General features: G+C 33.6%; 23 protein-coding genes and 1 pseudogene. 7 read left to right on the forward strand and 17 right to left on the reverse strand.

All coding sequences use genetic code 11. From position 1 onward, the window contains the following. Positions 1–251 precede the first annotated feature (251 nt). Both ACWVCY_RS04310 and ACWVCY_RS04315 read right to left on the reverse strand, forming a co-directional pair. Entirely contained in the window at positions 252–884 is a 633-nt protein-coding gene (locus tag ACWVCY_RS04310) for a hypothetical protein (RefSeq protein ID WP_455140562.1), read from the reverse strand. An 84-nt stretch (positions 885–968) separates the two neighbouring features. Continuing rightward, positions 969–1,544, reverse strand: coding sequence for an Hsp20/alpha crystallin family protein (locus ACWVCY_RS04315; RefSeq protein ID WP_455140564.1), 576 nt, complete (start codon positions 1,542–1,544; stop codon positions 969–971). Positions 1,545–1,795: 251 nt separating this feature from the next. Between ACWVCY_RS04315 and ACWVCY_RS04320 the strand changes: the two genes are divergently transcribed. The 3 genes from ACWVCY_RS04320 to ACWVCY_RS04330 all read left to right on the forward strand — a co-directional run bounded on the left by ACWVCY_RS04320 (position 1,796) and on the right by ACWVCY_RS04330 (position 4,316). Continuing rightward, positions 1,796–2,641: an undecaprenyl-diphosphate phosphatase gene (locus tag ACWVCY_RS04320; RefSeq protein ID WP_455140566.1), complete on the forward strand. Its 846-nt coding sequence runs from the start codon at positions 1,796–1,798 to the stop codon at positions 2,639–2,641. Between the two features lie 9 nt (positions 2,642–2,650). Next, positions 2,651–4,042, forward strand: a complete 1,392-nt coding sequence (locus ACWVCY_RS04325) for a metal-dependent hydrolase (RefSeq protein WP_455140568.1) — start codon at positions 2,651–2,653, stop codon at positions 4,040–4,042. 85 nt (positions 4,043–4,127) lie between these two features. Further along, positions 4,128–4,316 carry a hypothetical protein gene (locus ACWVCY_RS04330; RefSeq protein ID WP_455140570.1) on the forward strand — a complete coding sequence of 63 codons (189 nt, stop codon included), beginning with the start codon at positions 4,128–4,130 and terminating at the stop codon, positions 4,314–4,316. Positions 4,317–4,336: 20 nt separating this feature from the next. On the opposite strand, the gene ACWVCY_RS04335 is transcribed toward ACWVCY_RS04330, so the two are convergent. From ACWVCY_RS04335 to ACWVCY_RS04390, 12 genes are all read right to left on the reverse strand, one after another. Beyond that, positions 4,337–5,554: a geranylgeranyl reductase family protein gene (locus ACWVCY_RS04335; protein ID WP_455140572.1), complete on the reverse strand. Its 1,218-nt coding sequence runs from the start codon at positions 5,552–5,554 to the stop codon at positions 4,337–4,339. Between the two features lie 61 nt (positions 5,555–5,615). Next, positions 5,616–7,133 carry an NADH-quinone oxidoreductase subunit N gene (locus tag ACWVCY_RS04340; protein WP_455140573.1) on the reverse strand — a complete coding sequence of 506 codons (1,518 nt, stop codon included), beginning with the start codon at positions 7,131–7,133 and terminating at the stop codon, positions 5,616–5,618. A gap of 29 nt (positions 7,134–7,162) precedes the next feature. After that, positions 7,163–8,725, reverse strand: coding sequence for a complex I subunit 4 family protein (locus ACWVCY_RS04345; RefSeq protein ID WP_455140575.1), 1,563 nt, complete (start codon positions 8,723–8,725; stop codon positions 7,163–7,165). A 31-nt stretch (positions 8,726–8,756) separates the two neighbouring features. After that, a complete protein-coding gene (locus ACWVCY_RS04350) occupies positions 8,757–11,051 on the reverse strand; it encodes an NADH-quinone oxidoreductase subunit 5 family protein (protein ID WP_455140577.1) in 2,295 nt (764 codons plus the stop codon). Positions 11,052–11,063: 12 nt separating this feature from the next. Further along, positions 11,064–11,375: an NADH-quinone oxidoreductase subunit NuoK gene (gene nuoK / locus ACWVCY_RS04355; RefSeq protein WP_455140579.1), complete on the reverse strand. Its 312-nt coding sequence runs from the start codon at positions 11,373–11,375 to the stop codon at positions 11,064–11,066. Then, entirely contained in the window at positions 11,372–11,932 is a 561-nt protein-coding gene (locus ACWVCY_RS04360; protein WP_455140581.1) for an NADH-quinone oxidoreductase subunit J family protein, read from the reverse strand. Before ACWVCY_RS04360 ends, nuoK begins: the two co-directional genes overlap by 4 nt. Before the next feature lie 2 nt (positions 11,933–11,934). Then, positions 11,935–12,564 (reverse strand): 4Fe-4S dicluster domain-containing protein, encoded by a 630-nt coding sequence (locus ACWVCY_RS04365; protein ID WP_455140583.1) that lies wholly within the window; start codon positions 12,562–12,564, stop codon positions 11,935–11,937. Continuing rightward, on the reverse strand, positions 12,561–13,802 hold the full coding sequence (locus ACWVCY_RS04370) for a complex I subunit 1/NuoH family protein (protein ID WP_455140585.1): 1,242 nt from the start codon (positions 13,800–13,802) through the stop codon (positions 12,561–12,563). The genes ACWVCY_RS04365 and ACWVCY_RS04370 overlap by 4 nt, the downstream gene beginning before the upstream one ends. A gap of 9 nt (positions 13,803–13,811) precedes the next feature. Continuing rightward, the gene (locus ACWVCY_RS04375) at positions 13,812–14,900 is read right to left on the reverse strand and encodes an NADH-quinone oxidoreductase subunit D (RefSeq protein ID WP_455140587.1); all 1,089 of its coding nucleotides are present in this window, start codon (positions 14,898–14,900) and stop codon (positions 13,812–13,814) included. 14 nt (positions 14,901–14,914) lie between these two features. Next, positions 14,915–15,421 carry an NADH-quinone oxidoreductase subunit C gene (locus ACWVCY_RS04380; RefSeq protein WP_455140588.1) on the reverse strand — a complete coding sequence of 169 codons (507 nt, stop codon included), beginning with the start codon at positions 15,419–15,421 and terminating at the stop codon, positions 14,915–14,917. Next, positions 15,418–16,050 carry an NADH-quinone oxidoreductase subunit B gene (locus ACWVCY_RS04385; protein ID WP_455140590.1) on the reverse strand — a complete coding sequence of 211 codons (633 nt, stop codon included), beginning with the start codon at positions 16,048–16,050 and terminating at the stop codon, positions 15,418–15,420. Before ACWVCY_RS04385 ends, ACWVCY_RS04380 begins: the two co-directional genes overlap by 4 nt. Positions 16,051–16,053: 3 nt before the next feature. Beyond that, the gene (locus ACWVCY_RS04390) at positions 16,054–16,422 is read right to left on the reverse strand and encodes an NADH-quinone oxidoreductase subunit A (protein WP_455140592.1); all 369 of its coding nucleotides are present in this window, start codon (positions 16,420–16,422) and stop codon (positions 16,054–16,056) included. 215 nt (positions 16,423–16,637) lie between these two features. Here ACWVCY_RS04390 and ACWVCY_RS04395 point away from each other — a divergent pair, with 215 nt between their 5' ends. Then, positions 16,638–18,095: a B12-binding domain-containing radical SAM protein gene (locus ACWVCY_RS04395; protein ID WP_455140594.1), complete on the forward strand. Its 1,458-nt coding sequence runs from the start codon at positions 16,638–16,640 to the stop codon at positions 18,093–18,095. A gap of 1 nt (position 18,096) precedes the next feature. Here ACWVCY_RS04395 and ACWVCY_RS04400 read toward each other — a convergent pair whose 3' ends face one another. Then, positions 18,097–18,348, reverse strand: a complete 252-nt coding sequence (locus ACWVCY_RS04400; protein ID WP_455140596.1) for a hypothetical protein — start codon at positions 18,346–18,348, stop codon at positions 18,097–18,099. Positions 18,349–18,577: 229 nt separating this feature from the next. Between ACWVCY_RS04400 and ACWVCY_RS04405 the strand changes: the two genes are divergently transcribed. From ACWVCY_RS04405 to ACWVCY_RS04415, 3 genes are read left to right on the forward strand one after another with little or no spacing between them, the layout of a single operon-like run. Continuing rightward, positions 18,578–19,165 carry a hypothetical protein gene (locus ACWVCY_RS04405; protein WP_455140598.1) on the forward strand — a complete coding sequence of 196 codons (588 nt, stop codon included), beginning with the start codon at positions 18,578–18,580 and terminating at the stop codon, positions 19,163–19,165. Positions 19,166–19,207: 42 nt separating this feature from the next. Then, positions 19,208–20,392 carry a M24 family metallopeptidase gene (locus tag ACWVCY_RS04410; protein WP_455140599.1) on the forward strand — a complete coding sequence of 395 codons (1,185 nt, stop codon included), beginning with the start codon at positions 19,208–19,210 and terminating at the stop codon, positions 20,390–20,392. Between the two features lie 25 nt (positions 20,393–20,417). Continuing rightward, positions 20,418–21,674, forward strand: coding sequence for an MFS transporter (locus ACWVCY_RS04415; protein ID WP_455140601.1), 1,257 nt, complete (start codon positions 20,418–20,420; stop codon positions 21,672–21,674). Positions 21,675–21,691: 17 nt separating this feature from the next. On the opposite strand, the gene ACWVCY_RS04420 is transcribed toward ACWVCY_RS04415, so the two are convergent. After that, a complete protein-coding gene (locus ACWVCY_RS04420; protein ID WP_455140603.1) occupies positions 21,692–24,094 on the reverse strand; it encodes a M1 family metallopeptidase in 2,403 nt (800 codons plus the stop codon). A gap of 340 nt (positions 24,095–24,434) precedes the next feature. Then, a pseudogene (locus ACWVCY_RS04425) lies at positions 24,435–24,662 on the reverse strand (hypothetical protein); the annotation flags it as partial.

The raw sequence follows: 24,662 nt of genomic DNA on the forward strand, positions 1-24,662 counted from the left end.
TCTATCTGTCTTCTAAAATTTAGTATATATTTGATACTAAATAATGAAGGCAAAAAGTAATTCTTAGAGGATGGCACAATGCATTCATATTTTACGAAAAAAGCGATACTATACCTGGAGAACGCAAGGCCTCATTTTTTTACCTCAAAAAACCAACCTAATATAATTGGTTATAAGTCTTTAGCCTGAGTTCTTGGGTAAGGATGTAAATAAAAAAAGATCAAGTGGAATATTACTGAAAGAGTACTAATTTAATTTGCTTGAGATTGATGTTCTCCAGAGAATTGAGCAATTATCTGTAACTCGTACAAAATTTGTTGGATGATTCTTAGAAATCTTTCAATAGCTAATTTAGATACGTTTGATGCTGAAATTTCAATCTTACGAGGTGAAATCTGGGTTATAAGGATTTTAGATTGATTCTCAGCGTGAATCCATTCCAATCGTCCTTTTCCATTTGAGAAATAATGGCCAATGAATCTATATTGCCCAAAATATTTTCCTGTAAGCTTGTTAATAATAATTTGAACTGGAAAATCCGTTCCTGTTGAGATAGCGGTATAATTTTGGTGAATATTTAGGTCAAATCCGAAATTTCCGTTATTCAGAGATTGCTTACCAAATTTTTCTTTTATCCGATCATAATACTTACTATCTAAACCATAACCCCCATCTGGATAACGCTCAATAAGATTGTCTTCCTGTAATCTTTCCAGTGCTCGTGCTAATTTCTGTTGGTGGACATCATTTAACAATCTTCTTAAACCATTAAACCGGAAAGAATAATTCCGTTCTCTTACTGATAGTTCTTCTAAAACAGTTTCTTCTAGCTGAGACAGGTATTCAGGTATAGATTGATCATCTTGGTCTGTGAACGAGTTCAATTCTTCAGCAACTCTTTAATTACTTTTTTTTGTCATTTTATTAAAAAGTTGAAGAATGAGGTAAGCCCTCATTAGTTTTTGCGCTTAATCAATCTTCAACTTAAAATGTTTTGATGAATTCTTCCTTTTTTTTCCACGAATCTCAAGTATCCCATTTGTTATCGAGCTTTTTGTTCCCTTCGCTTCTATCTTCGAAGGCAATTGAATTGATGTATTTAATTCTCGGCCTTCTACATTTCCTTTAAGCTTGATTTCAGATCCTTCTTCATCAATTTCAATAGCTATTGTTTCTTTTGTGAATCCAGGTACTTCAACAATAACCTTTAGGTATTCATCTTCATCAATGATATCAAAATAGGGGTCACTGGAATTGGAATTCTTTGGAAGTTGAGGGGTTTGATGTAATTCGAAAGGATCTTCTAGTTCAGGCAGATTGTGTTTCTTACGGAAGTCGTTCAAATTTCCCCATTGGCGAATTTCTGGTTGATAATTTGTTTCAGGGCCAATGTTTATAGAATAGCCATAGGTTATTGGACCTCCTGCCTGATATTCTGTTAAATTATTATTCATTAAAGAATTTATTTCTTCTTCAAACTCTTTAAATAGGTTAAAAAACCCGAAGTTCCAAAAATTTCCTAAATTTTTATCTTTTTTGTTCATTTTAATCACCTTAATGATTTATTTCCTATTTAAAATAAATTCATATGTTATATATAAATTTAACGCTATGTGAATAAAATCTACATATCAGCTCTAAGCCCTCAATATATCAAAAAATGCATTGTTTCGTATGGTATGCTAAAAGGAATATTTTCACAAATTATAAAAAAATAGTCATTGTCTTTCGAAACCATTCGAATCAAAAAATCGTTAAATTCTTGAAGAAATTAGTATTTAGGGGTTTTAAGAAAATGATAGATCTTATTCAAGCGATTCTGATGGCAATTCTTCAGGGGATAATTGAATGGTTACCAATATCGTCTGAAGGGCAGCTTACATTAATATTTATCAATATTTATGAAATCCCAGAACTGGAAGCGGTAACCTTAGCTTTATTTCTCCACTTAGGTACAATGGTCTCTGTCTTATGGAAGTTTAGACAGGAATTTTACCAAATAATAAATAAGAATGAACCTATAACCCGTATATTACTATTCGTTACATTTGGAACAGCGATCACAGCCATACCTTTAGTTATTCTTCTAAAAAATTTTTGGATAGATATAAGTTATTTGTTTCCAATTCCAACTGATATACTTTTTACAATAATAATTGGATTAATGTTAATTTTTACAGGTTTCATATTGTCTAAACAACCAGAACAAGGAATCCGGGAAATTTCATCCCTCACATATAAAGAAGTTTTTATTCTTGGTATGATCCAAGGGGTAGCTGCCCTTCCTGGGATCAGCAGAAGTGGTATGACACTTACATTTCTTCTTATCATAGGATTAGGTCAACGGGATGCCTTACGAACAAGTTTTATCATTTCAGTTCCAGCAGTTTTAGGAGCAACTGTACTAGAATACCTACTAAGTGGATTTTACCTTAGTTCATCAAACCTAATTATTGGAACTGTTTCTTTTCCGTATATTCTTGTTATATTGACGATCTTCATTAGTGCTCTGATTGGTTTAGTAACAATGAACACCCTTTTAAGCCTTAAGAACATTGAATATAATAAATTCTGTATAGGCTTTGGCCTCTTAACTATTTTTATTGCAATCCTCACACTTCTCGTTAGTAACTTAACATAGTGATCGAAAATGACTTTATTCCCAACTCATCTTAGTTTAGCAGGAATTTTCCTTTGGTTTATTATTCCTGATTCAGAAAAAATCATCTTTAAAAAGAGAAAATTAGTTTTCTGGATTATTTTACTTTTTTCGGTAGCTCCTGATCTTGATATATTTTTAGGTATTCATCGCGGATTGTTTCATAGCCTTTTCCCTCCATTAATAATTACAATATTAGGTTTTTACATCTACTATCGAAATGTGAAATCAAAAGACTTTTTTTCTTCAAAATTCTCCGTTTTTGCTCAAAGAATAACAATTAAAGGATATGAAATTGAAATAGCTCTAATCGGGAAATCTCTATATTATATCGGTACTCTTTGGTTACTACATATTTTATTAGACTTGGATTATCCTATTGCAATTTTTTATCCTCTATCAGATCAATTATACCAATTTAATTTTACTTTTTTACTAAAAATGATACCTTGGTTTTTCCTTCCTGTTTCTCTTGCTGGTATTGGATTTAACATTAACAGTATTTCTTACATGAGAGGTTTAAGCATTTTTTTCATTAATTTAACCCCTTCAGAACGTGAAGCAATTTATGGAACAGCTCCAGTCCCTTTTATAATTGAGGATTTCTTTATCCATTTTCTTATCTTTGTGATTTTTATTAAAATTGTAGCAATTCCGATGATTCCTACAATTAAAAATCTAAGCTCAATGAAGTTTTGTAATTATTATAGATCAAAAATATCCTCAATCTCCTTTAATGGAACTGCTTTATCTTTAGCTTTGATATTAATTATCTCAGGAGTAGTAATAGGTCCTTTAACTGGAAATTCAACCACAGAAAGGAATTCAGTAACTGGATCATTTCTTATTTCAAATAATAAATTCGCTCCAAGTATTGCAATTTCATTCGAAACTACTCAATATCTTTTACAACCCAATACGCGATATTTTGTAGATGGACATTTAGTGATAAGTTCTTCAAATCATTCTTTTGAACAGGTTTTACTAATCACTCAAACTTCTGACTATAATATTTTTTCAACCGCTGTTTCAAGTTTATTTGAAAAATACCCTTTGAATACTTCAGATAATTTACTAAAATTTAAAGAAGGTTATGATAGTTTATTAGGTACTCTTTATTCGAATGTACTTGGAATAAATCTAACAAATCAAAATGAAACCTATCTGAATGAAGTCCTACCCGCAGGATCTTATGTATTGGCTGGAATTATTGAGAATTGGAATAACTCAGAGATATTAGAAGGTAAATTGCAAGTGGAACAAGCTTTTTTGGAGATAAAAATAGAATCTAGTAGACTTTCGCTGTTCCTAATCGGATTGTTTGTATTCTTTACTGGAATAGGGCTTGTTTTTGTTTCAATCCGTATTATATGGAAAAGATAAAAAATAGATGTTCTCTACTTTTCATGAAATCTTTCAATTCAATTATATATCTAAAAAATAAAAAATATAACAGAGGAGTGTAAACATGCCATCCTACCGTTGTGGTTCCTGTGGAAATGTAATAAGACCAATTCCACAATGTCATAACAAAGATATGGTTCCAGGAGAAGTGAATGGGGTACCTTCACTTATTTGTTTAGTAAATGGTGAGAATTGTCCAAGTAAACCACTTCCAACCTGCTGTACTATGCCTGCTTATAGTCGATGGATTTAACTGAGAGGGATTATTTCGATTTATTTTATAATTTGGTTTAATGGTCTAACAAATCTAGAAGCTAATGATAATTTCCATGGAATATGACAGTGGACAACATTGTCAATATCTTTTGAAGTTAAATGATTCATATACCATTGGATTCTGCTATCTCTTCCAACTGATATTCTATCAAAAAAGTTCCTTATGAAAAAGGCTTTTTTAAACATTGAAAGCATTTGGGTTTCCCAATTTCGATGATAATTAATCAATGGTTCATCATTGTAGATATGATTAGTTATTGACCTTGCTGCAAGTTTTCCTGCAACAATTGAAGGTGGTATTCCTCCACCAACACTAGAAACCACCTGACAACAAGCATCGCCTATTAATAAACTATTTACAACTGGATTTACAGTTTTTTTAAAAGGTAATCCAACAGGCACAGCTCCGCCTATTGTTTCGGAAATTTTTGCCCCTTCAAGCATTTTTCTGATGGTAGGATGAGAATTAAGCAGTTGATCTAGGGCTTTTGAGATGGTCATACCTTTTTTAAGCATAGGAACCCGAACACCAGTTCCTACATTTGCTGTATGCTTCCCCTTTGGAATTACCCATCCATAGGCACCAGGAGCGTATTTTTCACCAAACACCATTAATATATTTGTTGGATCGTATGACTCGTCCAAAATATTAGTCATGTGATGTTGCTTAACAATTGCAAAATTATATGATGTTCTAGTTTCATTCAATCCACTCCATTGTGCAATTCGAGAATTTACACCGTCAGCTCCGACAACAATCTTAGCTTTCACATCAATTTGCTGATTTTTTTTAAAGGAGAGGGTCACCTTTTGACCCTTCATTTTTATTGCTGATGTAGAATTCCATACTTCGATATTTTCTTTTGTAGAACTCTTAATTAAATCATTATTCCATAATCCTCGTTTAAGTGAATGTCCTTCAAAGGGTGTAGAAATCCATTTTCCATTTGGAGTAATAAAAGTTATTTGATTTGTATTTTGACTTATGTATTTGTCTTCAAAACGGAAAATTGTTCTGCTATCACTTACATCAGGCATTAGAATATTCATTTCGTCAGGAGAAGGCATAAATTCAGCACATTGAACAGGAAATCCTGGATTTTCTCTCTGATCTATAGCTAATACAGAAATATCAGTATGAGATCCTTTAGACAGATTATAAAGTACTGAAGCACCTGCAGGACCTAGTCCAACAATTAGAACATCGACCTCCATGAAATTACCTTCATATTGTATGGAATTGATAATCACAAAATGAGAATAACGTGGAACATGATTAAATTAAACTTTGAGCAGCTGATAAGGCATAATCAATAAAGAACCCAGGAAGTAAACCTATTAGGATAATAAGGATGATTGCACTCATAAGTGCTACTTGGTAAGATATTGGTACTGAATATGGAACAAATCGGTCAACAGAGACTACAGCAGTTTCCTCTTCTTCCTCAATCGGTTTATCAATCAACATTAGTTTTATTACTCGTAAATAATAAAATATAGAAATTCCACTGTTAATTATTCCAATTACCGCTAACCATGCCATATTAGCATAAATAGCAGCAAAAAATAACAGTAATTTAGAAATAAACCCTGCTAAAGGTGGAATTCCCATTAAACTGAGTAAGGATATTGTTAAACCAAACGCAATCCATGGGTGTTTCTTTCTCAGACCTGCATAATCAGAAATATTTTCACTCTTTAATGAAAAAGCTACAATAATAACTGCTGTGAATGCTAACAATTTCATAACTGCGTGAGTTAAAATATGTAATTCAGTAGCTGCAATTGCAAAATTAGAAGCAACACGATCAAAAGAACTGATAGATGCCATACCAATAAGCATATATCCTGCATGAGCAATACTTGAATATGCTAACATCCTCTTTATATTTTCTTGAACCAAGGCAGCTAAATTACCTAATGTCATCGTTAAAACAGCAAGAACAGCAAAGATTACACCCCAACTACCTTCTATTTCCCCAAAAGCAAATATTATTAATCTTAAAGCTGCGGCAAATCCCATTGCTTTAGAACCAGCAGCCAGAAATGAGGTAATTGTTGTAGGTGTTCCTTGATAAACATCAACAGCCCAAGCATGAAAAGGAACAGCTGCCATCTTATAGCCAAATCCTACAAATAAAAACATTAAGGCCACAATGTGTAATGGTGTATAAGATGAAAGATCAGAAAACGCTAAGATGATGGATTGCAAATTTGTTTCTGCAGAAATACCGTAAACAAGTGAAATGCCAAATAATATAAAAGCTGAAGACATGGCACCTATTAAGAAGAATTTTAGCGCACTTTCACTTGTTTCGGCCCGAGATTTTTGAAATGCAGCCAATGAATACGCTGGTAAGCTGCCTAGCTCCCATGCAACAAAAATAATGAGCAGATCATTAGCTGCTGCAATGACCATCATTCCAATAGTTGAAAGTATCAGCAGTGAATAATAAATCCCAGTATTTCTTTCAGAGCTAATAAAATCAATACTTGAAAGGGTAACAAGTATTAAGACAAGTAAAAACACAATAGCAAAAAATCGATAAAAATCGTCAATTAGTAACAAACCTGGACTAGCAGACACATCAAATATGTCATTAGGATTAGCAAAAACATGAATAACTCCAGAAGAGGTATCAAGGATAATAGTCAATAAAGCGATAAAAGCTCCTATTAATGTAATAGGACCATATAACCTTTTACCGATATTAAAAGCTTCTAATAGCAAACATATCAAAATGGTACCCATTAATACAAAAAAGGGAAACAAAACAGTAATGAAGTTACTCATGTTTAAACCACCTAATTAATTTTTCAAAATCAAGCTCCAAAAAATATTGTTGCGGTTTTCATGACATCTAATAGTAATGCTGGGAAAATTCCAAGGGCTAATATGAAGAAACATAGTAGAGCTAAGACAGCATATTGTGAAAAATAGGACACATCATGCGAATGTGCCAGTTTAGGATTTGTTTCTCCAAAAACTGTTCGTTGAAGCATCCAAAGATAATATGCCGCTGTAAATATTATCCCTAATACTCCAATCACAGCAAAAATGGGTTCCCACATAAATAAAGCAACGAATACTAATAATTCTGACCAAAATCCAGCTAATCCAGGTAGACCAGCACTAGCGAAAGAACCAAATACTAAGACAGCTGCAACTAGAGGCATATTTTTAGCAAAACCCTTCAACTCAGGAATATTACGGGTATGTGTTGAATGACCTATTGTTCCTGCTAAAAAGAACATTAATGGGGAAATAATACCATGTGCAACTTGCATAAACATTGCTCCGGCAAATCCCTCAGATGTCTGAGTTGCAACACCTAGAAGGACGATACCCATATGCCCAACAGAAGAATAAGCTACCAAACTCTTCATATCTATCTGCTTTAATGCAACCCAAGAACCATATAATAGTGAAATTAATCCAATTAAAGCTATTAGTAGGGCAAATTGAGGAACTATCTCAGGAAGCAACCACCCACTTGTTCTTAATAAACCATAACCACCCATTTTCAGCAATAAGCCAGCTAAAATCATAGAACCAGGTGTTGGGGCTTCAACATGAGCTAAAGGAAGCCATGTATGGAAGGGAACTGAAGGTACCTTTACAATAAATCCAAATAGCAGAGCTAAAAATGCTAATAATATTAACGGTTGCGTACTATCAAAACCGTGTTGACTTAATTCAATAAAAGAGAAAGTACCACTTGCAGTACCTGGATCCCATGCATACTGTAGCCACATTCCTATAATACCTAGCAATAATACGAGTGATGCAACATGGGTATAAATGAAGAAATAAATTGCAGCATATTCTCTTTTAGGTCCACCCCATATGCCTATTAAGAAGAACATTGGAACTAAAACTAGTTCCCATGCAACGTAGAAGATAACCCAATCCAGGGCAATAAATGTCCCCATAACACCAGTTTCAAGAATCATTAGCATAGCATAATAAGCTGGCTCTCGTTCGTGTATCTCTTTAAATGAAGCTAGAACTGAAACAAAGAAAATAAATCCAGTCAATAGGATTAATGGCATACTTAGGCCATCGGTTCCCAATGCATAGGACATACCAATGGATTCAATCCAAGGAATTATTTCCTTGAGAACCCAACCTCCTAATGCAAGTTCAGATCTTTCCGTTGCGCTTATCTGTAAACTTGTAGGTAACCAAGAATGCTGCTCAAACATCATCCAAGCTAGAACTGTAAGTCCGAGAACGACCCCGCTGATTATAAGGGCGAAGTATTTTGAGAAATTATTGTGTACTCGTCCCACAAGCCATGTTGGAAATGAAGCAATGATTGGGAGCAGAAATATCAAAGATAGAACTCCAATCTCAATTTCACCAAATGTTAATAGTGCCACCATTTGTCTTCAACCTTCTTTAAATATATTTATTTTAGAGGGGCAACACCCCTACCATTATGATCATAATTAATAATATGATTATTGCTCCAGCCAATGAATAGAGAGCATAATTTTCAATAACGCCTGTTTGTACTTTTCTTAGATGCACTCCAGCTCGCATTACATATTTAGCTGTGTTTCTTACAATTCCGTGATCGATAACTTTCTCATCAGTAGTTTTTGCTAATCCACACAACGCAATAGAGGCATGAGCAGTAAATCGTACAATCCCATCGATAATAACATCATCCCACCATTTTGAAATTCCACAAATTGTAAATCCAATTAACCCAATAAACCGTACAGCTCGATCAAAAATATTCTTCTCGATCCAATTCATTGCCTCACAGTAGTATGTATAAATTAGATGAACAATCTTTAGATACAAAGCATCAAGAAAGTATCCTTTTTCAAGAATTTTTTGAACCATCAGACCAAAGAAAGATTTCTTTGTAACATATGTTACTTTTCGAACTGATTGCTGAACTTTTGCAATTAAGTCTGGATTTTCAACTTCAATCTTGAAAACTGGTTCATTTTTTGCAAAACTGATGAAAGTCTCACCCCTCGGGTAGTAAATCAGATAAGCTAAACTTATACCAAGAATTGCGAGAACAATTGAAGTTAAACCGACAATCCAATCAAAATCTAATGCCTGAACACCTGGTTCTAGCCAATGAACAAGTTTATGCTCAAAAGACAGATCAGGTATAAATAGTCCAACAAGAAAATAAAGAGCCAGAACTACTGATAGAGCTGATAATGTCCATAAGGGACCAGTCATCCATCTATCAGATTCATGTACATGATGTTCGGATTTTCGGTTTTTCCCTGGAAATACAAGAAACCACATTCTAAAAATATAAAATGCGGTGAGAAATGCAGTAATAACAGAAAATAACCAAACTATTAGAATTAGTTGATCATGGAATGACCCAAATCCTGAATGTTGAGCCCGATGTAGGGCATGTAATATTATTGCATCTTTGCTAAAAAACCCATTTCCTATCCCTGCCAAAGAAAGGGATCCTATTAGCATTACTTTCCATGTGTGAGGCATTTTTTCCTTTAATCCTCCCATTTCCCGAATATCTTGAGTTCCAGCTCCGTGGATCACAGATCCTGCAGATAAAAACAATAGTGCTTTAAAAATACCATGATTAAGTACATGAAAAATAGCTGCAGGCATACCTGCGACCCCCAATCCAATCGTCATATATCCTAATTGACTAATTGTTGAGTAGGCTAAGATCCCTTTAATATCAGTCTGAACTAAAGCAATTGTACCGGCAAGAATAGCAGTAATTCCTCCAATACCTGCTAAAACGAGAAGAGTAGTCCCATCTCCTAAGATATTTGCATGTTCAAAAATAAAATATGATCTTGCAACAAGAAAAATCCCTGCTTTAACCATTGTAGCTGAATGTATTAAGCAACTAACCGTAGTCGGGCCAGCCATAGCATCTGGTAACCAAACATGAAGAGGAAATTGAGCAGATTTTCCAACTGCACCCCCAAAAATCAGTAAAGCTATTACAACAAAAATCATTGGATCAATATGTAATAAATCACTCTCAATTAAGGCTCTTAGTTCAAGGAAATTCAGGGTTGGACCATGAATACCGAGTAAGGTGGTTGCTTCGGATGGAAGATGAAGGGTTTCAGTGAATAATAATATAATTCCAAGGAATAAAAAAATATCTCCTACCTTAGTAGTCAAAAAAGCTTTTTTCGCAGCCGAAGCAGGATGAGGTTGTCCTTCTGGTACTGACTCCTTGGTATAAAAATAGCCAATTAATAGATATGAACATACACCCATAACTTCCCAGAATAAGAATAATTGTATCATATTTGGAGATAAACAGAGTCCTAACATGGCTGCTGCAAACATATTCATTTCAGCATAATATCGCGGGGACCCTTCATGAGACATATAACTACGACTGTACACAATTACAAGAAATGAAATTAAAGAAACCATAAGACTTACAATAGTAGAAAGTGGATCAAGTAAAATCCCAAGATCTATACTAAATTCACCAACTGAAAACCAAGGTATTAATTTCTCATATGGCTCTAGATGATTTCCTAGTAATAAATTCAAGATATATTGACCTGAGACAAAAAGGGTTAGTATGAAACTCGACCCTAAAGAAAGTAAAGCTATTAGATTCCCATGAGCTGCACGATCTACGAATTTACCAAAGAAAAGAATGATAAAAGAAGCACAAATAGGAATTAAAGGTATTAGAAAAGCTAATTCGGGTAATAATAAATTTACAGCCATTTTTATGTCACCTTAACCTTTAAACTCAACAAAATCTGTAGCATCAACGGTTCCATGATTTCTATATACCGAAAGAATGATACCAAGCCCAACTGCAGCTTCAGCAGCCGCCAAAGCAATACTAATTATAACTGCAACATGTCCTAGAACGAAAGTTGAATCATTATATAAAGCAAAAATTGCAAAATTTATATTTGCAGAATTAATCATTAGTTCGATAGCAATTAACATTCGAACAGCCGACTGGGATTTTATGAATCCTGCAAATCCTATTAAGAATAAAATTAATGCTATTCCAACAAAAACTGAAGCATCTAGGTTCATAAATTCTCAACCTCTTTTTTAACTAAGTAAACACTACCTAACATTGCAGCTAATAAGAGAAAACCTAGGAGTATAATCGTTCCTCCATATGTAGTGAAAAGCTCTATTACGAAATTTTCTATTAATTCTGCTTCTGTTGGCTTCATTCCTATGCTCTTATTCCGCCAGAACAACCCTGTAACCTGTCCTAATAGGTAAATTACTATAGTAAATAAAATAAAAGCACCAGCGAAACTTAATCGCCAGTCTAATAACTTTATATCTTTTCTCTTTTCAAACATAGCCTCTTTTCCAGAAAGAGAGATTGCAAACAGCATAAGAACAGCAATCCCACCTGCATAGACAATTAGTTGAACAACCAATAATATTGCGGACTCTGCGTAAAGTAGAAAGATCATACCTATCCCTAAAAGCGTAAATATTAACCATAAAACTGCATGATATATGCTTTTAACCGAAACTGCTAAATAAGCAGAACCAGTGGTATAAACTATTAAAATAAGAAAAAATACAAAATCCAAAGTCTCAAATAACTCTGGTGGAAATAGATATGCCATATTTATTCCTCCTTTGCTTCATCTTCTTGGTATAAGCTTTTGCTATATTTTTTCTCATACTCTTTCCATTGTTTTTCATATTCTTGTGGAAAATATAGTTGATAAATCTTATAGAGATCACGATAGTTATGGTGAAGATCTTCTTTTGAATTAGTTGCAGCATCAAACCCAGGGGTATGATATAAGGCATCAAACTTGCATGATTCCACACAAAAACCACAATAAAGACATCGACCAATAAAAATTTGAGGGTGTAATAGTGGACGTATTTTCTCCTTATCTTTCTGCTTTTCTACCCAATGAGGTGGTGGTGGACTGACTTCAACCATTTCTATGCATTTATTAGGACATATTCGGTAACAAGCTTGACAACCAGTACAATTTATTGCATTTAGTCCAATTAGTCCACGAGCATTTGGAGTTAAATGTGGTGTATGCTTGAATACATCAGAAAGTGTCAGATCACGATCTAAAATTGTTTCTTGTTTTTTTGCAAGGCTTTTAGGATAGTATATAGTGTTTTTGTTCCTTCGATCACCATCAGGTATTGTGATCGGTTTTTTTATGAGTAACCTTCCAACATATGCTAAAGGCCTTGTGACTAGAAAATTTGGAATTAATTTAAAATTCATCCATTAATCACTCCAAAAAGTCCTGGATAATTTATAAATAAATATATAACAAGGAGGATGTTTAGAATGGCTAGAGGAATTAATCTTTTCCACCCTATATCTAAAAGTTGATCAATTCTTACCCTAGGTAATGCTGCACGAACCCAGATAAAAAGAAAGATAAAAAGCCATAATTTCACGACGAAGATTATGTTTGGTAATAATGGAATGCTCATAAGAAAGTCTGGGGAAATTAGAGGAAGGTTGGATCCACCCCAGAATAATGATACACCGATAAACGCACCTATCAATAGAATGAAATATTCTGTTGCCATTGACATCATATAACGGAATCCTGTCAGTTCGGTTCTCCATCCCATAACTAGTTCAGCCTCTGCTTCAGGAATATCGAACGGAATACGTTCAGTCTCTGCTGCCAATGAAACAATGAATACAATAAATCCGATTGGGATCAAAAACATATAGGGAAGTCCAAATGGTGTACTTCCGAAGGATTGTTTTTCTGCAATCTCTACCAATGAAAACGAATGGGATACAATAACAACAGAGCAAACAGAAAAGATTAATGGAATCTCATAGCTGATCATTTGAGCTGCAGATCGAAATCCACCAATTAATGAATATTTATTGTTTGAGGACCATCCAGTAATTAGAACTCCAACTGGAACAAGAGAGAATAACGCAAAAATTAACAAAAATCCCACTTCGGGGTCAGCAATAACCGCATCTCCCCCTAATGGCAAGATAGCGCCAAGAACGAATGGTGGGACAACAATAAATGCAAAATACCCAATGTTAAACGGAAATTTGTCTGCTTTCTCAGGAACAATATCCTCTTTAGAGAAGAATTTTAAGAACTCAGCAATATTTTGAAGAAGACCAAATTTCCAAGTTCTTCCGAATAGATGCCCGTAGTTGAAATCAATGAAAGTTGGCCCGCGACGGTTCATCATTCGTGCTACTAGTTTTCGTTCGAACCAAATCAACATTATGGCATTCACGATAAGAAAGAGGAGGATAGTAGTCATTTCTAGAGTATCAATTAATGTTGATCTAAGAGAATCTTGAAACTCAATTTCATAATGTAGAAAATCTTCTGGATTAACTAAGTGAAAGATAGGGATTAAATCTTGAATAAATCCTATTATATTCACAAAAAAGACTACAAGAGGTGATAAAATTAAACTAGCTATTTTTAAAAGAAACTCAGCTATTCCATCATATATACCATAACCCATTTAATCCACCTACCGATCAATTTCTCCCATACAAAGATCTAGACTCGCGATAATTGGAGGTATATCTGCTATTTTGGCTCCTCGTAAAAGGTGGGAACCAATACTTAAGTTTGAATAAGCAGGTGATTTAATTTTCACCCGATAAGGAATCCTATTATCATTTCCCACAACATAAAAACCTGCTTCGCCACGCGGATCTTCTGTTCGAAAGTACACATCTCCTTTCGGGAGTTGTCGTGGAACTTTTATAGCAATTTCTCCTTCAGAAGGCAGTTCGGCCAAAGCTTGGCGTATTATATGTGTAGATTGCATTATTTCCTCCATGCGTATTTGAAATCGAGCATAGCAATCCCCAGCTTTCTGAACTGGTATTTTAAAATCAAGTTCATCATAAACTAAGTAAGGTTCAATCTTTCTTAAGTCAGCTTGAACACCTGATGCACGTAATACTGGGCCTGTAGCTCCTAGATTCAATGCATCCTCTTTACCTAAGATCCCTACATTCTTACTACGAAGCATAAATACTTTTGAATCATCTAACATGGCTTTGTATTCTCGTATTCGCTCATCTAAATAGACAGTTAAAGCTGTTGCATCTTCTATGAATCCTTGGGGAAAATCATTTTTTAACCCACCAGGACGGAAAAAATTATACATCATTCTTGCACCGGTTACATGCTCCAGAAGGTCGAGAATATATTCTCGCTCACGATATGAAATAACAAGCATTGTTATAACTCCAAGGTCTCCAGCGTACGCAGAAAGCCAAGTAAGATGAGAAGCAATCCTTTGAAATTCAAGAAGAATTACTCGCATGTATTGAACACGTCGACTTACCTCTATTCCCAGTAATTTTTCGATTGCTAAAATATAGCTTGCCTCCCATGACATAGCAGAGACATAACACAATCGATCAGCTATTGGTTGAAAATTATCATAAGGTCGTGATTCTGCTATTTTCTCAATCATTCGGAAGATGTATCCGATCATAATCTCTGAATCTACAACTCGCTCTCCTTCACTTTTAATCTTCAGAGACCATAATCCATGATTAACTGGATGTTGAGGCCCAAGATGTATAAACATTTGCTCAGACATTGATTAATTCTCTCCTATTTGGGATGTGGTTTAAAAGAATAAGGTTTCTCTGGTAATTTGTATTCCTTGCGCATAGGATAAAGCTCAGATATATGTTTATGCTCAAAATCGTCCCATTCATCTGGTAAGAGTAAACGTTTTAAATTCGGATGATCTTTGACATTAATACCATATAAATCCCAGAGTTCTCGTTCATGCCAATTTGCTGAAGCCCAGATGGAAGTTAGTGAAGGAACCACAGGATTTTCCCGATTATCAAGTCGGATATGAACTTGAAGAAGAGTGGGATCACCATCCCAACGGTCAATATGATATACAACTTCAAAATATGACTCCCAATCCAATCCTGTAACTGATTCAAGAGAAGAAAATCCCATCTCATATTTGAGAAATTGCATTACTTCCAGAAGATTATCTTGGTTAACTTGAACCTTAAGTCTATTGTTGTCAGATTTTTCTAATAGTATCAATTTAGTTCCATAATTATCTTTTAGAGTTTGTAGATGTGACTCTGAACTCATTTCTCTTCCTCTTTCGATTCTTTCTTCAGTTTTATTCTGTAATCATAAATTGGTGGATCACGATCGTAAAATTCACGAGCTTCAGGTAATAGTGGTTCTGGAACAAAAATACCATCTGCTTTAATTTTTTCTTGAAGTCTAAAAATTCCTGCCCACATCGCTTCAGGACGTGGAGGACATCCTGGAACAAATATATCCACAGGAATAACTTGATCAGCGCCTTCTAAAATGGTTGGAGATTGCCAAAAAGGTCCTCCACTTATAGCACACTCCCCAGTAGCAAAAACCCATTTTGGTGCTGGCATTTGATCATACACATCACGTAAGCGAGAAGCGAATTTAATACTGACTGGTCCATTTATCCAGAGAACATCACAATGTCTTGGACTTGCGCGTGCTAATACCCCAATTCGTTCAGTATCATATCGGGAAGCCATTGTTGCTGCCATTTCAATAGCACAACATTTCATACCTATATAAACTGGATAGATACTACATCTTTGTGCCCAATTTCTCAACCAGTTAATAATTACTCCAACAAAATTCCTTGTATTAGCTAAAACTACATTTGGCATCGGTTCATAAATTTCAAGTTCGCCTAGTTGATTTAACTCGTCTAAACTCGCCATTATTTACACCCAAGATAAAGTTCCCTTTTTCATCCAAAAAACAAGCCCACATAATAAAGTAAAAGCGAAAACACTCATGATGATCAATCCTGAAACCACAGGATCAAATAATTGAAATGCATAAGCCCATAATACAAGTAGTACGGTTAAAATATCAAAAACCACAAAAACAACAGCAAAAGTAAAATATTGAACATTATAATGAACTTGAGCTTCTCCTATCGGTTTTTCACCACATTCATAGGTAGTTGAAGCCCTTCTTAACCGAGGGATGTTAGGTGCAAGTAAATATTGTATTAATTTTATTACTATTGGACTTGCCAAGCCAGCAACTAAAAATATTCCCATATGTGTCAATGCTTCATCATACATACTAATATCCCGTCACAAAATATGGTTTCTGTTGTAAATGGACCTGATTTGTACTTCTATTATGTTTTTGTCTCACCAACAATGATTGTTATTAATATCTTTCTTAGTGTTGTAGATTTCTTTAAAAAATAAAAAGATCATGTCACTATTGTTAATCAGAGATAGTGTAAACAATGTAGACAATTTATTTATTAAGAAAAACATTGAAGATCTCAATGGTTACTTCAGTGAAGATTCTGTTTCTTATTCCTCCCACATTACAAGATGAATCTACTTCAAAGTATCAACTAGCTTTCCTTAACTTTACAGCTCCACCTCTTGGACTTGGTTATATTGCTGCTGTCCTAGAAGAAAATGGTTTTACAAAACTTAAAATAATTGACTCACACGCTTTAAATCTTTCCTCAGAAAACTACCGACGAATTCTTAAACGATATCAACCGGACTTTTTAGGAATTCAAACGTTAACTCCTACATTTTTTGATGCTTTAAATGCAGCAAAGATAGCAAAAGAAGAAAATGTTCCATATGTCGCTCTTGGGGGCTATCATCCATCAGCAATGCCTGAGGAGTGTTTAGAGCTGAGTAATGGTAATGTTGATATTATATTTCGTGGGGAATCTGAATACTCAACATTAAATTTCATAAAATGTATTGAATCAGGTAAAGAATGGAATTTAATACATGGAATATCATATAAAGGTGCAAATAATAAAATAATTCACAATTTACCAGCTGCTTTCATCAAAGATTTAGATTCCTTACCATTACCTGCACGCCATTTACTTCCAATGGATAAATATCGCATCTTTGGATCTTCTTTTCCAGCAACCTCTGTTTTAACAAGCCGAGGTTGTCCTTATTCATGTGATTTTTGTAGTGTATCAGCTTTTTATAATGCAAAATGGAGACCAAGATCTCCAGAAAAAATCGCAGAGGAAATTCGTTATCTTCGTGAAGTAATGAATTTAAAAGCTGTCGCTTTTGTTGATGATTTGTTTTTTCTTTCAAAAAAACGAGTACTAAATTTAGTAAAAGAGCTCTCTAAGATACAGGATGTTTATTGGGGAGCAACTACTCGAGCTGATGTTGGTGATCGTAGCTTACTAAATTTAATGAGAAAAGCAGGTTGTCGACTTGTATTTGTGGGAGTTGAATCTGGAAATCAAAAAATATTGAATAATATAAATAAGAAAACAACCCTCAATCAAATAGAAAATTATTTTGATAATATTAAAAAAGCAAGATTAGACTCTCTTGCATCTGTTTCATTTGGCTTTCCAGGTGAAACACGAAAGACCATAATTGATACAGTAGAATGGATCACAAGACGTCTTGACCCCTCTTTAGCTTTATTCACGCTTGCTACTCCTTATCCAGGAACAGAATTTTATCGAAGAATGAGAACTAAAAATAAAATTAAAGAACATAATTATACGAAATATAACCTGTTTTCTCCTATTGCAGAAATTTCTGGGATTTCCCGCAATGAAATGAAACTTTTAACTAAGTGGGCTTACAAACGTTTTTACCTTCGTCCAAGCAAAATTCTTCAGAACTCATTTCGGGAACTAAGATATTCCTTAGAAAGCTATGGCATTAGGCAATTTTTTTATAACGCACAGGTTTTTGCTAAGGGAATTATAAATATGAAAATTTTAACTTCAATGTAACCTATCTATTTATATATTCTTTTCCTTTTGCCGTTAAAGTAAAAGTTTCGGGATTTGAAGGGATTCTTTTAATAAATTTGTGTTTTTCTAATATTTCCATCCCCCTCTCGAATAAATCTTTGTTAAAATCCTGGGAAGTAATTGTATATAGATCTTTAAATTGAACCATTATATTTAACACATGTATATCTGGAAACTGTGCCATAATATCGAGAATGGTCTGCTCAACATGACCTATTTTTGGGATGGACATTTTTTTATCTCCTGTAGCACGATTATACCCTATACATAATGAATTATGATTGATATAATACGGATTTAATAGAAGATTCCAAAGAATATATTAAATTTTTATCTAAATATCCGGAAAATAGAAAGGTTTAATTTATTGATATGACGATGAATTAAAAGAATACCTTAAGGTTCTTGAGTTAATTTATTCCATCCAGATATTCTATTCAATCTTAACAAGAAGTGCTATTATGCAAGAAATAAGCGATCTCATTCTTAAAGCAAAAGCATTGAAGCAGAGAAAGGATTATAGCCAAGCAATAATACTCCTCAACCGTGCTCATGAAATAGGAGTTGAAAATAATGCTGTCCAAGAGCTTGTTGATATTCACAATCAATTAATACTTTTACACTATCAAAACAACGATACTGCTTCTTTTACCAAGTCATTTAATTTCGCTCGAACCTTAGCTGCTAAAATAAATTATAACCAGGGATTAGTAGAGACATTTATGAATAAAGCTTGGATTGAAACAGAAAACAAGAACTTTATAGAGGCAATAACTCATGCTTCCCAAGCTTTATCAATAGATGAAATACTCGATAATGCAAATGCCTTTACTACAGCACTCTATATTATCTCTGAGGCAAATTATAAGGTGGGAGATATGGAAAAGGGAGATAAGTATAAAGCACTTTATCAACAAAAATTGATGCAACTAACTTCAGCAGAAGAAGAGATGATTAGAAATATTGAAGGATTAGCCAAAGGAATGAAGAAAGAATCGGATCTAGATTCCCGCGTAAAACAAGCTTTAGATGAATTAGACTCCTTCTAATCATTATAACCATAAATTCTTTTTGTTAAAGTTGGGATACTTTTGAGTCATTTATACAAATCACTGCCAAGAGCAGAAATCAACGATCGTATAAAAAAATTGCAAAAAATCCTTATTCAAAAAAATTTGAATGGAGCTCTTCTTTTTTCAATTACTGGAACATATTATTATTCGGGATATGGTGCTGATGGCTTAATATTTATTCCTATAGAAGGAGAACCAATCCATCTAGTTAAGCGAAATGTAGCCTTAGCGCAAAAATACTCTCAAATATCTAATATTCGATCCTATGGGAGGACTTCTAAAATAGTTGATAACCTAAACATTCCTGAAAACTCAATAATCTTGGTTGAAGAAGATTATCTCTCTTATTCATTTGTTAAATATCTAAGGGATATTAATCAAACTATTCAATTTCTTGATGGGAGTCAGTTATTCAGAGAATTAAGATCAATCAAATCTAAATACGAAATCTTTATGATCAAAAAGGCAGCAAAGATGGTAGATGAATCTTTTTTATACTGTTGTGAGATAGCAAAACCTGATATGAGTGAAATCGAGTTAGCTTCAAAGTTAGATAGCTGGCTCTTAAACAATGGACATGGTGGTTACATTACAACACGAGCTATGAATTCAGCTTTATTAAATTATTCTTATGTCATTTCTAGTCATTCTACGTCTCTTAATATACAGTTTACACCAATTTCGGGTTATGGTTTAACCCTGAAATACCCCTATGGTCCAAGCAATCAAAAAATAGGAAGGAATAGACCCTTTTTTGTAGATACTTGCGGAAACTGGCAAGGATATATTTCAGATACAACAAGAACTTTTATCTGTGGTAAATTTGACAAAGAAACATTGAATCAGCTAATAGCTTTAGAACAAGTAAAAGAGTTTATTTTGAAGAATCTAACTCCAATGAAAAACCTTGGAGATCTTTTTCTCGAGGTTATGGAACTTAGCAAAGAGTTAAAGATATATGATTGCTTCATGGGTACCCATTCTGACAAATCAGTTTTTTTAGGTCACGGTATAGGTTTGGAATTAGATGAGCTTCCAGTTTTTTACGCTAAAGGACCAGATCTTTGTGTTGGAAATGTCCTTGCCTGTGAACCAAAAATAATAGTTTTAGATAAAACTGTTTTAGGAATTGAGGATAGTATATCAATTGAGGATACTGGAGCACGATTATTAAGTACTGCTGCTAGTTACTACGAAATTTAATAATTTAAAGGATAATTCAAAACATATGGAAATCTCTTCTTTGAAAGAGGTACTATTTGACCTCTACTTAAAACCAGCTCTAATTCTTATTGGAATTTACCAAATTATAGTTACAGCAATTTTTACTGCCCAACAACTCTTATTAGCAGCCTATTTGGATGAATTAAATTTATTAACGATAAGTGGATTCATTATTGGTGTATATTTCTTATTCTGGTTTTTACTTGGCCCAATTTTTGCCACTTTAAGCGATATTTATGGTCGTAAATTCCTCTTAATCTCCTCAAATTGGATTTCCGGTTTGGCTTTTTTAGTTCTTTCAATTATAACTGAACCAATTATATTATTTTTTATGAATGGATTAATTGGTATCGGAACTGCTATTAGAATTGGCTCAATAATAGCTTTTTGGATCCAATACAGTCCAAAAAATCGTAAAGGTGAATCGATAGCTTATATCAATATATTAATTGGTGTAGGAGGAGTATTTGGTACTATTTTTGGTTTTACCTTATGGATCTTGGTAAAAGAGTTAGTTTTTATCATTTTTGGGATTTTGTTACTAATTTCTTCCTTCCTGATATTCCCGCTAAAAGACTTGGGGAACTATGCTACTTTTAATTGGCCATCTTTTCTGAAAACGTTTCAGCAGCTAGTTTCGCGAGAAACTCAATTGTCATTTTTTCTTTCAAAACAAATGATCCAAATTTCACTTCATTGGTTTGGCCTTTCAGCTATTGTTTCCTTTGGAACTTATCTTATTCCAATTATTAAATTATTTCTTGATGAATTGCCATCAAGATTCCTTCTGCCTCTTCCAATAATAATAATCATTGGAATCTTGTCAATAATATCCATTGGACTTGGTTTAGTCATCTGGGGACGAATTTCAGATAATTGGAAAAGAAAACCAGTCTTAATCATAGGCTATTTAGGAATATTTACTATTGTTTCAATATTCTTTATTGTTCTCCAATTTGATCTAACAACTATTCTAATAAATGACATTATTTCTCTCAATCCGTCTGGTATTGGAATCATTTTGATTTTTCTAGCTTCAATTCTAGCAGCAGTCTCATTGATACCTGTTCCAATCGCTTGGATAACTGATTTAGCAGGTGATGATCTCGCGAAAGCAATTTCTTTAAGACAAGCTGTAATTGGGATGGCAACAATAGTTGGTACAATAATTGGAGGGTATGTATTGGCAATTTATGGAAATACTGGATTAATGGTTGTTATTTTCCTCTTCTTATTATTATCAGCTATAATCTTATTATAAAATTAATAAAAGGAAATTTATCGGTTTTTCAGCCGATAATTTATTTCTAATCTTTCTAAGGTCATTTTTATTGTATCTTTTGCTAAATCTTTCTCCTTCATGTATTTTGTGAAATAGTCTTTTACTTCTTCAAGACGATTTAATCCTGATAAAGAGACAACACTAGTAATAACATTTTCAAAGTGTAAGGGATGAAGTTTTTCAAGGACTTTAACATTTTGTTTAAACCAATCCCACAGCTCATCAATTATAAACAAATTCTGTGAAGCTAATGCAATTGGGAAGATTTTATTCTTACTAGGAACCTTTTCAAGAACATAATCAAGCACTGTAAGTAGGAGCTTTTTATCCTCAAAAGATCCAATTGCACGAAGTATATTAATTTTTTCAGGTTCAGAAGTTTCTGCTTTCTCAAGCTTTTGGATCAAAGAAGAATAAGAATCAGGGCGTTGGGCAGCTCCAATACGCATAATACTTGCTAAGATATCAGCATTCACTTCTTTTCCGTTAAGATAATCGCTAAATTTTTGTTCACCAAAAGTTGCTACACCTTCATCATTAAATTGATAGCTTACAACCAATAAATTGCTCCTCAAGTTGGTGATTTTGTGAGCTTCAGCTTCACGGGGTTCATATCCTATCTCTTGAAGAACTTTATAGAATAATTTGAAGCCAATTCCACTTATACGTTCTCTGCGTGATTCAACAACTTTGTATGCATGTATTAAGTTTGTACTTATTGCAATCAGGGGAAGATATTCGTTTTCCTCTGAATAATATTCTATAAAATCCAAATAATCATCAATCATATAGTCTCCACTCCGTACCAAAGCATAAAGATCATTCTGCAATCCAAAACGATCTTTAGAAGAAAGAACTTTTAGTTTAACTAGCTTCCCAAGTGCATGCAAATTCTCTTTCTCATACTTTACCCTATAAAAGCCGGTTTGTTCATAGTTTAATTTATAAGCAGTACAACCTTCAGGGATAGAAATTTGCATTGACTTATCTCTAAAAACATAACGAAGAGTTTGAATCAACTCTGAACCTATAAAGAAGGAAACTGTAAGCGGAATAATCCAAGTATTGAAAGAATCATTAGGGAGATAACTAAATCGCTTCTGAGTCATCAATAAAGTTTTTCCTTGCTTTTTTGCTTCAATAACTGGATATCCAAGCTGATAAACCCAAGTTTTCATCATATCTCCAATAGGTTCCTTGGTAGCTTCCTCAATACCTTCCCAATATGCAGTACTTTCTGCACACTCAAAACTATATTTCTCTAAGAAATAATTAATTCCTTTTTTAAATTTTTCTTCACCTAAATATCCATTTATCATTTGAAGAATTGCTCCACCTTTAGAATAAATGATGGGGGCTGTAGCAGCTGTTATTTTTGTTTTTTCACCTTTTCCTGGCAATTCAATAGGGAAAGTTTCAATTAATGAATCGCGCTCAAAAGCACTATCAACCTCACCTGCTAGAAATTCTTCCCAAATTTCCCATTCTGGATAATAATGATCCGTGATAGCATAACCAAATAATGTGGCAAAAGATTCATTGAGCCAGATATATTTCCAATCAGCGGGACTTACAAGATTTCCAAACCACTGATGAGCTACTTCATGTGCAATTACTTCAGCTATTCGTTCTAATCCAGCTTTGGAAGTAATTCCAGGATAAACTAAGAGGAGATTTTCTCTATAGGTTATAGCAGCATAATTCTCCATTGCACCAAAAGCAAAATCGCTGATAGCAATTTGATCCAATTTATCAATAGGATACTCTATTCCTGTGTATTTTTCTCCAAATTCAATACTTTTTTGTCCAAAATCGAGTGCAAAAGAAGCATATTGGGTTTTTCCTGGGGTTGTTGCAATCCGATAATGTATTCTATCAGAAAAAGATTCGATATACTCGAATTTCCCAACCCCGAAAAATAATAAATAAGTGGACATTTTGGGAGTAGTCTTGAATTTAATTAATTTCTTTCCTTCCTTAAAATCCTCTTCTGATTCTATTTTGGTGTTTGATATCCCTGATAGTCCATTCTCAATGATAAATTCAATATCAAAAGTTGCCTTCTTTGATGGATGGTCAAAACAAGGGAATGCCTGTCTTGCATGTTCTTCTTCAAACTGTGTCACAGCAACATATTTTTCCACCCCATCTTCTTCATATTTACTTCGATAAAAGCCTACTAATTGATCATTTATTAAGCCAGTATATTCAATTTGTACATTAATATCGGTTAACGCTTCTGGGAAATTAATTATAAGTTCCTGTTTGTTTGGATCTATTTGAAATGGGCAATCAACTAATTTTCCTTGATAGTTCACTTTGCATTTCCATATTGCTAATTCAAAAGAGTTTAAAACAACAGCTATTGTTGGATCATTGGATGTTATAGTAATCTCTATTCTTCCATCAAATCAAAAAGTTTCTAAATTTGGCTCTAAACGCACTTTATAATGCTGGGGTATTAAATTCGTCATTATAAATCACCATATATGATAAACGAATAAAAACTCAGTATATCAAACCTCTCAAAGTGATTTTTAAATCAATCTATCTTGCCACATAATGTGAATGGCAGCTAAACAATCTTTATGTATTTTCATGATTAAATATTTACTTTCAAAATCATTAAATTTCCATTTAGATCGTATTTAATAGGAAGAAAAGCACATAATCCTTATTTAGGACAAACGGATATCTGATCAGCATTAGAATTACCCTCTCATAAGAAAAAAGCAGGATTTATTTCCTCTTTGATTTAATCATATTTTGACTCCTCATCCAGTTTATTGTTCTTTCAACTCCTTCTTCAAAAGTGATCTTTGGGTGGAAACCAATATCTTTTTTTGCTTTTAAATTTAAATAATTTCGATTTGTTTGCAATTTATAGAGACCATTAGGAACATATGGATATCCAAATCCTTTCTTTCGGTAAAATTTCACTATTAGTGGCCAGAAAGGCTTTATAAA

Source organism: Candidatus Hodarchaeum mangrovi (assembly GCF_975850365.1).

Coding starts and splice junctions, on each gene's coding strand:
- ACWVCY_RS04315 (WP_455140564.1), bottom strand. CDS start 1,544: ATGAACAAAAAAGATAAAAATTTAGGAAATTTTTGGAACTTCGGGTTT.
- ACWVCY_RS04320 (WP_455140566.1), top strand. CDS start 1,796: ATGATAGATCTTATTCAAGCGATTCTGATGGCAATTCTTCAGGGGATA.
- ACWVCY_RS04325 (WP_455140568.1), top strand. CDS start 2,651: ATGACTTTATTCCCAACTCATCTTAGTTTAGCAGGAATTTTCCTTTGG.
- ACWVCY_RS04330 (WP_455140570.1), top strand. CDS start 4,128: ATGCCATCCTACCGTTGTGGTTCCTGTGGAAATGTAATAAGACCAATT.
- ACWVCY_RS04335 (WP_455140572.1), bottom strand. CDS start 5,554: ATGGAGGTCGATGTTCTAATTGTTGGACTAGGTCCTGCAGGTGCTTCA.
- ACWVCY_RS04340 (WP_455140573.1), bottom strand. CDS start 7,133: ATGAGTAACTTCATTACTGTTTTGTTTCCCTTTTTTGTATTAATGGGT.
- ACWVCY_RS04345 (WP_455140575.1), bottom strand. CDS start 8,725: ATGGTGGCACTATTAACATTTGGTGAAATTGAGATTGGAGTTCTATCT.
- ACWVCY_RS04350 (WP_455140577.1), bottom strand. CDS start 11,051: ATGGCTGTAAATTTATTATTACCCGAATTAGCTTTTCTAATACCTTTA.
- nuoK (WP_455140579.1), bottom strand. CDS start 11,375: ATGAACCTAGATGCTTCAGTTTTTGTTGGAATAGCATTAATTTTATTC.
- ACWVCY_RS04360 (WP_455140581.1), bottom strand. CDS start 11,932: ATGGCATATCTATTTCCACCAGAGTTATTTGAGACTTTGGATTTTGTA.
- ACWVCY_RS04365 (WP_455140583.1), bottom strand. CDS start 12,564: ATGAATTTTAAATTAATTCCAAATTTTCTAGTCACAAGGCCTTTAGCA.
- ACWVCY_RS04370 (WP_455140585.1), bottom strand. CDS start 13,802: ATGGGTTATGGTATATATGATGGAATAGCTGAGTTTCTTTTAAAAATA.
- ACWVCY_RS04375 (WP_455140587.1), bottom strand. CDS start 14,900: ATGTCTGAGCAAATGTTTATACATCTTGGGCCTCAACATCCAGTTAAT.
- ACWVCY_RS04380 (WP_455140588.1), bottom strand. CDS start 15,421: ATGAGTTCAGAGTCACATCTACAAACTCTAAAAGATAATTATGGAACT.
- ACWVCY_RS04385 (WP_455140590.1), bottom strand. CDS start 16,050: ATGGCGAGTTTAGACGAGTTAAATCAACTAGGCGAACTTGAAATTTAT.
- ACWVCY_RS04390 (WP_455140592.1), bottom strand. CDS start 16,422: ATGTATGATGAAGCATTGACACATATGGGAATATTTTTAGTTGCTGGC.
- ACWVCY_RS04395 (WP_455140594.1), top strand. CDS start 16,638: ATGGTTACTTCAGTGAAGATTCTGTTTCTTATTCCTCCCACATTACAA.
- ACWVCY_RS04400 (WP_455140596.1), bottom strand. CDS start 18,348: ATGTCCATCCCAAAAATAGGTCATGTTGAGCAGACCATTCTCGATATT.
- ACWVCY_RS04405 (WP_455140598.1), top strand. CDS start 18,578: ATGCAAGAAATAAGCGATCTCATTCTTAAAGCAAAAGCATTGAAGCAG.
- ACWVCY_RS04415 (WP_455140601.1), top strand. CDS start 20,418: ATGGAAATCTCTTCTTTGAAAGAGGTACTATTTGACCTCTACTTAAAA.